General features: G+C 76.0%; 5 protein-coding genes. 3 read left to right on the top strand and 2 right to left on the bottom strand.

The window, feature by feature from the left end; all coding sequences use genetic code 11:
* Positions 1 to 149: 149 nt before the first annotated feature.
* The gene (locus tag ACEPPI_RS38215; RefSeq protein ID WP_373919862.1) at positions 150 to 1,439 is read right to left on the bottom strand and encodes a glycosyl hydrolase; all 1,290 of its coding nucleotides are present in this window, start codon (positions 1,437 to 1,439) and stop codon (positions 150 to 152) included.
* Between the two features lie 221 nt (positions 1,440 to 1,660).
* On the opposite strand from ACEPPI_RS38215, the gene ACEPPI_RS38210 reads away from it, so the two are divergent.
* From ACEPPI_RS38210 to ACEPPI_RS38200, 3 genes are read left to right on the top strand one after another with little or no spacing between them, the layout of a single operon-like run.
* The gene (locus ACEPPI_RS38210; protein WP_373919861.1) at positions 1,661 to 5,947 is read left to right on the top strand and encodes an NEW3 domain-containing protein; all 4,287 of its coding nucleotides are present in this window, start codon (positions 1,661 to 1,663) and stop codon (positions 5,945 to 5,947) included.
* Between the two features lie 7 nt (positions 5,948 to 5,954).
* On the top strand, positions 5,955 to 7,058 hold the full coding sequence (locus tag ACEPPI_RS38205) for a LacI family DNA-binding transcriptional regulator (RefSeq protein ID WP_373919860.1): 1,104 nt from the start codon (positions 5,955 to 5,957) through the stop codon (positions 7,056 to 7,058).
* Between the two features lie 28 nt (positions 7,059 to 7,086).
* Positions 7,087 to 8,088, top strand: coding sequence for an ROK family protein (locus ACEPPI_RS38200; RefSeq protein ID WP_373919859.1), 1,002 nt, complete (start codon positions 7,087 to 7,089; stop codon positions 8,086 to 8,088).
* Here ACEPPI_RS38200 and ACEPPI_RS38195 read toward each other — a convergent pair.
* Positions 8,078 to 9,073 carry a TAXI family TRAP transporter solute-binding subunit gene (locus tag ACEPPI_RS38195; RefSeq protein ID WP_373919858.1) on the bottom strand — a complete coding sequence of 332 codons (996 nt, stop codon included), beginning with the start codon at positions 9,071 to 9,073 and terminating at the stop codon, positions 8,078 to 8,080. The genes ACEPPI_RS38200 and ACEPPI_RS38195 overlap by 11 nt on opposite strands.
* Positions 9,074 to 9,500: the final 427 nt, after the last annotated feature.

Raw genomic sequence — 9,500 nt, 5'->3', positions numbered from 1 at the left:
GCGGCACCCGAGGCCAGGACCGCGCGGCGGGTGGGCCGTGCGGCGGGCCGTGCGGCACGGGCCGCCGCGGCGGTGGGGGAGGGGGCGGGGGGCGCGGTGGCGGCGGTACGAGGATCGGCGCCGTTGCCGGTCTCGGACATGCGGGCTCCTCACGAGGGGAAAGGGGGTCGGATCACGTCGTGCACGCGCAGTACTTCGGTGATGCCGCGTTCGGCCAGCCGGGCCGGGTCCCCGGCGTGCTCCTCCAGGACCACCGCGGGGCGCACCCCCCGAGCCGCCAGCACCGCCCAGGCCTCGAAGAACGCGCCGCCCGGGGCGCAGGCCGCCCGCCCGGGGGCCGCCTCGTCCGTCCCGGTCCCGCCCGCGTCCAGGGCGAGCGCGGTGGACCGTACGGCGGGGCGGTGCTCCCGGCCCCGCCAGGCCCCGGCGATCCGGGACACGGCGGTGCCGACGGGTTTGGCGCGGCGGTCGTTGGTGAGCAGCCCGAGGCCGTACTCCAGCTCCGGGAAGTCCGCGAGCTCCCTGGACACGTCGTGCGAGCACCACCAGGTGACGCCCCACAGGTCCGGGCAGTCCAGCGCGGCGGCCACGGTGGCCTCGGTGAACCGCGCCGCGTGCTCGGGCGGGACCAGCGGCGCGGGGGCCCCGACCTCCTGGAGCCACACCGGACGGCGCGGATCCGCGGCCCAGGCCTTGGACAGCTCGATCAGGTACGCGGCGTGCTGCTCGGTGGCCGTCCCAGTACGGCCGTGGCGCTGCGCGGTGCCGTTGAACACCCACGAGTGCACGGCGGTGGCCCCGCCGATCCGGGCCGCCTGGGCGGGGGTGAAGGGGTGGCCCTCCCGGTACCAGGCGGCGTCGTACTCGGCGTGCAGGTGCAGCCGTCCCGGCGCGCCCCGCTCGCAGGCGGCGAGCATCCGTTCCAGCCAGCGGGCGGCCTGTGCCGGGGTGATCCGGTCGGGGTCGGGGTGGGGGGCGTCGGAGAACTGGTTGATCTCGTTGCCGACGGTCATGCCCAGGAAGTTGGGCCGGTCGGCGAGGGCGGCGGCCAGGGTGCGCAGGTACTCCTCCTGTCCGGCCACGACCTCCGGGTCGGTGAAGATGCCGCGCCGGTGCCAGGTCCCGGTCCAGGCGGGCAGGAAGTCGAAGCTGGACAAGTGCCCCTGGAGACCGTCCACGTTGACGTCGAGGCCGCGCTCGGCGGCCGCGTCGGCGAGCGCCACGAGCTGTTCGACGGCACGCGGCCGGATCAGGGTGCGGTTCGGCTGGAACACCGGCCACAGGGGGAACACCCGCACGTGGTCCAGACCGAGCGCGGCGATGGAGTCGAGGTCGGCCCTGACCTCGTCGAGGTCGAAGTCCAGCCAATGGTGGAACCAGCCCCGGGTCGGGGTGTAATTCGCGCCGAAACGCAGGGTTCGGGGGGCCGCCTGGTGCATGAAAGGTCCTGGAGTTCAGGGGAATTCACCGGATGCGCATAAGCTGCCGCGCCCCGTCGGGGAAGTCAACAGGGCCTTCACGGCCGCCATTCCGATCACCGCGCGTGCGGTGCTGCTTAAGCGCTTCAGTCCCGTTGACAGAAGGGCTGTGGGTGAGGAACCTGAGTGCGCTAATGCGGTTTAGTGGATTCGTCTTCGGCCGCATGAGGAAGGGTGCACAAATGGACAGCGGTATTTCGGTCACGTCCGTGACCACCCCGGCCCTTTTCGTCGGCCCGCCCGCATCCCCCGTGCAGGCGGTACGGATCCGCGTCCGCGGACGCCGCCCCGCAGGCCCGTTGCACGTCACCGTGCACGGCCCCGGCCTGCACACCCCGCACCCCCGCCTGTTGCGCGCCGACACCGCCGAGGAGCGCGCCGGCGAAGCCGCCGGGTCCACCGCCGGGTCCACCGCCGAGGCCGGCGTCGAGGTCGGCGTCCACACCGCCGGCGCACCGCCCGGCACCCGGATCCCGGCCACCGCCCGCGTCGCCACCCCCGACGGACGGACCCTGGCCGAGCTCCCGTTCACCCTCACCGTCGCCGAACCCGGCTGGACCGTGCGGCTCGTCCCGCACTTCCACTACGACCCCCTGTGGTGGAACACCCAGGCCGCCTACACCGCCCTGTGGGACGCCCCGCCCGCACCCGGCGCGCCCCGGCCCGCCTGGGAATACGTCGGAGTCCCCGCCTTCACCCTGGTCCCGCTCCACCTCCAACAGGCCCGCGACGACCCCGCGTACCACTTCGTCCTCTCCGAGACCGACTACCTCAAGCCGTACTGGGACGCCCACCCCGAGGACCGCGCCGAACTGCGCGCCCTGATCGCCGAGGGCCGCCTGGAGATCGTCGGGGGCACCTACAACGAGCCCTCCACCACCCTCACCTCCGCCGAGAGCACCGTCCGCAGCGCCGTCCACGGACTGGCCCTGCACCGCGCCGCCCTCGGCGCCGACCCGCGCACCGCCTGGCAGCTCGACGTGTTCGGCCACGACCCCTCCTTCCCCGCCCTGATGGCCGGCTGCGGCCTCGACTCCGCCGTCCTTGCCCGCGGCCCCCACCACCAGTGGGGCCCGATGATGGACGCCTGGGGCGAGGCCCTGCGACCGCCCGCCGCGATGCAACTGCCCGCCGAGTACGAGTGGATCGCGCCCGGCGGCCAGGGCCTGCTGCTGCACTACCTGCCCGCGCACTACTCCGCCGGCTGGCCCTCCCACCGGGCGCCGGACGCCGGAGCCGCCGCCGAACGGCTGCTGGAGCTCTACGAACTGCTGCGCCCCGCCGCCGCCACGAAGAACGTCCTGATCCCGATGGGCACCGACTTCTCCTGGCCGCACCGCTGGGGCCTGGAGGTCCAGCACGCCTGGAACCGCCGCTACCGCTGGCCGCGCATGGAGCACTCCGGTCCGCGCGCCCACTTCGACGCCGTCCGGGCCGAACTCGCCGCACGGGGCGAGCGGCCGCTGCCCGTGACCCGGGAGATGGGCCCCGTCTACACCGGCAAGGACGTCAGCTACGCCGATGTGAAACAGGCCCACCGCGCCGCCGAGAACCTCCTGGAGCAGGCCGAGGTCTTCGCCGCGCTCGCCTGCGCCGAGGGGCTGATGACCCACCCCGGCCACACCCTCGCCAAGGCGTGGCGGCACCTGCTGCACGCCGCCCACCACGACGCCGTCACCGGGACCTTCTCCGACCAGGTCTACCTGGATCTCCTTCCCACCTGGCGAGAGGCCCACGAACTGGCGGGCGCCGTGCGGGAGGAGGCGCTGGCCGCGCTCACCGCCGCCGCCGACACCCGCGGCCCCGGCCCGCTCGCCGTGACCGTGCACAACCCGCTGTCGTGGACCCGGACCGATCTCGTGCGGACCCGGGTGGACCTGGCCGCGGTGGGGCTGACCGGTGACGGGGCCGCCCGCCTGGCCGTGCTCGACGCCGAGGGGCGCGCCGCCGCCGTCCACCTGGAGGCCGTGCGGGGCGGGGACGCGCACGTGGTCTTCCTCGCCGCGGACGTGCCCCCGCTCGGCCACCGCACCTGGTGGCTGGCGGCCTCGCCGGAGCCGCTCTCCGGCGGGTGGGGGCCCGCGGCCGGTACCGCGATCGAGAACGGCCTCTTCCGCGCCGAGGCGGACCCGGAGCGCGGCGGCGGCCTCACCCGGCTGCTCCACCGGCCCACCGGGCAGGAGGTCCTCACCCCCGGCGAGGTGGACGAGCTGGTCGTCCAGGAGGAGCACGCGCAGCACCCGTACTTCGGCGAGGGGCCCTGGCACCTGCTGCCCAAGGGGCCCGGCACCGGTTCGGGCGGCGCGCCCGCGCGGTCCTGCCGGGCGCAGCGGGGGCCGCTGGGCTCGCGGATCGTTTCCGAGGGGCGGACCGGTCCCGTCCGCTGGACCCGAGTGACCACCCTGTGGGACGGCCTGGACCGCGTCGAACTGACCACCCGCGTCGACTTCGAGGGCAGTGACACGCTGCTGCGGCTGCGGATACCCGCCGACGTGCCCGGGGCGCTGCCGGTCGCGGAGACCGCCGCCGCGGCCGTCGGACGCGGCTTCGCCTTCCCGGAGGCGGACGCCGGGGTCGACCACACCCGGGCGCCGTGGACCCTGGACAGCGCCTGCCTGAACTGGTTCGCCCTGTCGGCGCCCATCACCGGGCCGGGGGACGGCGGCGGTGCCGACGGTGCCGGCCGGGCGTTGGGGGCCTGCGAGATCGTGCTGCCGGAGGGCGTGGATCCGCCCGGCCTGCGGGAGCTCGTCACCGCCCTGGGGCGCCTCGGCGTCACGGCCACCCCGACCCGGCCCGGCGGGCCGCGCTGGGGCGACCTGGCGGTGGACAGCAGCCTTCCGGACTTCCGCATCGCGCTCGGGGGCCCCGGGCGGAACCCCTTCACGGCGACGGTGCTGGCCTCGGCCGGTCCCGCGTACGGGCGTGCGCTACGGGAGCACGCGCGGGCCTGGATCCCCGCCCGGGCCCCGCTGCGGGAGCTGTGGGTGCCCGGCTGCGACCTGACCGGCCCGCGCGACCTGCCGGTGCTCGTGCACACCGGGCCGCCGGGGCGGCTGGCCGCGGACCTGACCACGACGGGCCGCCTGGCTCCACCGCCGCCGGCTCGTTCCGGCGACCGCCCCGGAGCCGTCGCGCGGTCCGCGGCGGCCGGCGGGGCCCCGGTGGCCGGAGCGCGCGAAGTGCCGTACGCGGGACGGACGGTCGGGGTCCTCGTCCGCGGGACGCCCAGCTTCGCGATCGACACCCGCGGCCGTCTCCACAGCACCCTGCTGCGCTCCTGCACCGGCCGCCCCAGCGGGGAGTGGATGGACCCGCCCCGCCGCACCACCCCCGACGGCAGCTCCTTCCAGCTCCAGCACTGGACCCACGTCTTCGAACACGCCCTGGTCGCCGGCCGCGGAGACTGGCGGGAGACCGATCTGCCGCGCCGCGGACGGGAGTTCAACAAGCCGCTGACCGCCGTGACGGCCGCCCCGGGCCCCGGGCCGCGTCCGCCCGCCCGGTCCCTCCTCGCAGTGGAACCGGCCGACCGGATCCTCGTCGAGGCGGTGAAGAGGGCCGAGGGCGGCGCGGACCTCGCCGTCAGGCTGCGCGAGACCCACGGCCGCCCGGCCTTCCCGGTCGTGGCCCGGTCACCGGAGCCGGAGGGCGGCGCCGTCGAGGCCGACCTCCTGGACCGGCCGCTGGGCCCCTTCGGCGGCCGCGTCGACGGCGCCGCCACGACCACCCTGCTGCTCCCCACCCCCTCCGGCATGCCCGCGCGCACCGGCGAACGCGAGCCGATCCAGCCCGTGTTCAGCCGCTACTGGCTCCACAACACCGGAACGGCCCCGCTCGGCGACGCCCCCTGGACGGTGACCTGCCGGGGAACCCCCGCCGACGCCACCGTCACCGTTGCCGCGCACGGGGCCGCGGCCGGCCCCGTCGCCCTGGAGGTCCGCGCCCCCGACGGCTGGCGGCCCGCCTGGACCCGCCGCACCCTGGAGCTCCCGCCGGGCGGCCACGCCCGGATCCCCCTCACCGTGCGGCCCGACCCCGGCGCGGCCCCGGGGGAGCACCTGGTCCGGGTCCTCGCCGCCACCCCGGAGGGGGAGTTCGAGGACGTCCTCACCGTCACCGTCCCCGGCGGCCCGGTTCCCGCCCGGCTCTGGGTCCGGGTCATCGGGCCCGCGGTCACCGTGGCCCCGGGCGCGCGGGTCCGCGTACGGGTCCGGGTCGGCAGCACCGGGATCCGCAGCGCCCTCACCGGTACCGCGTACCTCGCCTCCCCGTACGGCACCTGGCGGCTCGCCGGGCCCGCCGCGCAGCCCCTGTGCGTGCGGCCGGACCGCCCCGCCGAGCCCTCGTTCGAGATCGCCCCGCCCCTCACCACCGCCCCCGGGAGGTACTGGCTGGCGGTGAAAGCGGCCTGTCAGGGCAGGATCGCGTACGGTCCGCCCATCGCAGTCCACGTCACCGAGGGATGAGGCAGGCATGGCCCGCAGACCCACCATCAAGGACATCGCCCGCCGGGCCGGTGTGTCCGAGAGCGCCGTCTCCTTCGCGCTCAACGGCCGCCCCGGGGTGTCCGAGCAGACCCGTGCCCGGGTCCGCAGGGTCGCCGAGGAGCTCGGCTGGCAGCCCAACAGCGCGGCCCGCGCCCTGTCCGGCGAGCGTTCCGGCGCCGTCGGCCTGGTCCTGGCCCGTCCCGCGCACACCCTCGGCGTCGAGTCCTTCTTCCTCCAACTGGTCTCCGGCATCCAGGAGGTGCTCTCCGCCGAACGGATCGCGCTGCTCTTCCAGGTGGTCGAGGACATCGACGCCGAATGCGCCGTCCACCGCCGCTGGTGGGCCGAACGCCGCGTGGACGGGGTCCTCGTCGTGGACCCGCGTACGAGGGACCCGCGCCCGGAACTCCTCGCCGGACTCGGCCTGCCCGCGGTCCTGATCGGCGGCGACGGCGACGGCGAAGGCGAAGGCGACGGAGGCGAAAGCGGGGGCGAGAGCGGGGGCGAGAGCGGCGGCGAGAGCGGCGGCCGGCCGGCCGTCTCCCGCGTCTGGGCCGACGACTCCCGCGCCATGACCGAGGTCCTGGACCACCTCCACGGGCTCGGCCACCGCCGCATCGTCCACATCGCGGGCCTGCCCGGCCTGGCCCACACCGCCCGCCGCATCGCCGCGCTGCGCGCCGAGGCCGAACGGCTCGGACTCCCGGCGGGGCAGGTGCGTTCCGTGCCCACCGACTACTCCGACACCGAGGGCGCCGCCGCCACCCGCCGGGTCCTCGCCGAACCGGAGCCGCCCACCGCCCTCGTCTACGACAACGACGTGATGGCGGTGGCGGGCAGCGCCGTCGCCGCCGAGCTGGGCATCCCCGTCCCCGGCCGGCTCTCGATCGTGGCCTGGGACGACTCCGCCCTGTGCCGGGTCACCCACCCCCGCCTGACCGCCCTGGTCCGCGACACCGCCGGATTCGGCAGGCTCGCCGCCGAGGAACTCCTGGCCGTCCTGGCCGGTGGTCCGCCCCGCGCCCGGGAGAGCGAGCTGCCCCGGCTCGAACCCCGCGAGAGTACGTCCCCGCCACCGGCCGCATACTGAAATCCGACCCTTCTCAGGAGCGCCCACCGTGACCAGCCCCACCTCAGCCTTCCCCGCGCCCCGCACCGTCGCCGCGGCCACAGGACCGACCGTGGCGATCGACATCGGCGGCACGAAGATCGCCGGGGCCCTGGTCCACCCCGACGGCAGCATGACCGCCGTCACCCGCCGCCCGACCCCGCGCGCCGGCGACGCCGAAGCGGTCATGGCGGCCGTCGGCGAGGTCGTCGCGGACCTGTCCGGAGCCCCGATGTGGGAGCAGACCGTACGGTGCGGCATCGGGAGCGCGGGCCCGGTGGACACGTCCCGGGGCACGGTGAGCCCGGTCAACATCGGTGCCTGGCGCGGTTTCCCCGTACAGGACCGGGTCGCCGCCGAACTGCGGGCGCGCGGCGCCCGGATCCCGGTCGTCCTGGCGGGCGACGGAGTGGCGATGACGGCCGCGGAACACTGGCTCGGCGCGGCCCGGGGCCACGCCAACGCCCTGTGCATGGTGGTCTCCACCGGTGTCGGCGGCGGCCTGATCCTGAACAACCAACTCCACACCGGCCCCACCGGCAATGCCGGTCACATCGGCCACATCAGCGTCGCCTTCGACGGGGAGCCGTGCGCCTGTGGAGGCCGCGGCTGCGTCGAATCCCTGGCCTCGGGCACGGCCATCGCCCGCTGGGCCCGGGAGCAGGGCTGGACCGGCCCCGACCCGACGGCGGCCGGCGTGGCAGCGTCCGCCGAAGCCGGCGACCCGGTGGCCCTGGCCGCCTTCGACCGGGCCGGCCGCGCCCTGGCGGCCGCCATCGCCGCCACCGCGACCCTGGTCGAGACCGACATCGCCGTCATCGGAGGCGGCGTCGCCGCCAGCGGGGACACCCTCTTCGAACCGGTCCGGCGCCACCTGGCCTCGTACGCGACCCTGTCCTTCGTCCGGGACCTGCGGGTCGTCCCGGCCGCACTGGGCACCCACGCCGGGCTGATCGGGGCGGCCGCCGCCGCGATGATGCTGCTGCCCGGCGGCGGTGCCGCTACGGCTTGACGGAGCGGTAGTACCGCCGGGCCCCCTCGTGCAGGTCCAGCGGGTCCGTGTAGATCGCCGTCCGCAGGTCCACCAGCTGCGCCGCGTGCACCTCGTGCCCGATCCGGTCGCGGCTGAGGATCACCGTGCGGGTGAACTGCTCCGTCAGCGCCGCGCTGGTGTCCTCGCGGGTCACCAGCAGGTTCGGCACCGCCAGGGTGGCCACCGACGAGGTGTTGCGGGCCCGCGCGTACGCGTCCTGCGGCATCACGGCGGGGCGGTAGTACCGGGCGGGGCTCCCGCTGGCCTGGAGCCGCTCCACCAGATCGCCCAGCTGCACGAGCCGGATGTCGAAACGCTCCGACAGCTCGCGCACCGCGTTCGTCGGCAAGCCGCCCGACCAGAAGAAGGCGTCGATCCGGCCCGCTTCCAGCTCCGCCGGCATGGTGTCGATGCCGATCGAGACCGGCGTGATGTCCTTCGCCGGGTCCAGCTTCGCCGCCGTCAGCAGCCGCTCCGATATCAGCCGGACCCCCGAACCGTCCTGGCCCACCGCGACCCGCTTGCCGCGCAGGTCGCGGGCCGACTGCACGGGGGAGCCGGCGGGCACCACCAGCTGTACGTAGTCGTCGTAGAGCCGGGCGACCCCGCGCAGCCGCGACGCGCCCGGTTTGCCGTCCAGCCGGTACTTGGACACCGCGTCCGCCGTCGCCACCGTGAAGTCGGCCTTCCCGTCGGCCACCCGCTGGAGGTTCTGCTGCGATCCCTCACTGGTCTCCAGCCGCACCTTGACCCCGGGCAGGTCGCTCGCGAGCGCCTGCTCCAGCAACTGGCCGTAGCGGTGGTAGACGCCCGTGCGGACGCCCGTGCTGAAGGTCAGGTCCCCCTTCAGCTTCGGCTGCCCGAAGGGGTTCAGCCACCAGAGCAGTGCCGCGAGCACACCGACCACGGCGACCAGGCCCTGGAGGGCGCGGCGCCGGGAGATACGGGGAGGTACGCGGAACATGCGGGCGATCCTGCCACCCGCCCGGCGTCCTGTCACGGGGCGCCCGCCCCGCCCCCTCCCCGGGCCCCCGTCCTGCCCGGCTCCGCCTCCCCACCACGCTCCGCCACCCCGATCCCCCGCCCGGCACCGCTCCCACCCGGCAGGGGGCCGTCCTTTCGCCACACGGCCCCGGGCCCCGGGGAATTCGGGTCCGGGCCGGCCGGGCGTCGTCCGCCAAGCCCGTCCCGGCGCCGGCGCCGCCCCGTTCGGCACCCCCCCGGCGGCGCTAGGGATCAGCAGGGGCCCGCGTGGCGCGCGGGCCCCGGACGGTCCGTGCCCGGACGGTCCGTGTCCGGACGGTCCGTGTCCGGACGGTCCGTGTCCGGACGGTCCGTGTCCGGACGGTCCGTGTCCGGACGGTCCGTGTCCGGACGGTCCGTGTCCGGAC

The sequence above is a fragment of the Streptomyces sp. AB3(2024) genome (assembly GCF_041862025.1).
GTDB lineage: Bacteria > Actinomycetota > Actinomycetes > Streptomycetales > Streptomycetaceae > Streptomyces.
The sequence above is the reverse complement of the archived record's forward strand: the minus strand, read 5'-3'. Positions and strand labels throughout refer to the sequence as shown.

Bases quoted from the DNA above. Each gene is read 5' to 3' on its own strand.
- ACEPPI_RS38195 (WP_373919858.1), bottom strand. From the start codon at position 9,073: ATGTTCCGCGTACCTCCCCGTATCTCCCGGCGCCGCGCCCTCCAGGGC.
- ACEPPI_RS38215 (WP_373919862.1), bottom strand. From the start codon at position 1,439: ATGCACCAGGCGGCCCCCCGAACCCTGCGTTTCGGCGCGAATTACACC.
- ACEPPI_RS38205 (WP_373919860.1), top strand. From the start codon at position 5,955: ATGGCCCGCAGACCCACCATCAAGGACATCGCCCGCCGGGCCGGTGTG.
- ACEPPI_RS38210 (WP_373919861.1), top strand. From the start codon at position 1,661: ATGGACAGCGGTATTTCGGTCACGTCCGTGACCACCCCGGCCCTTTTC.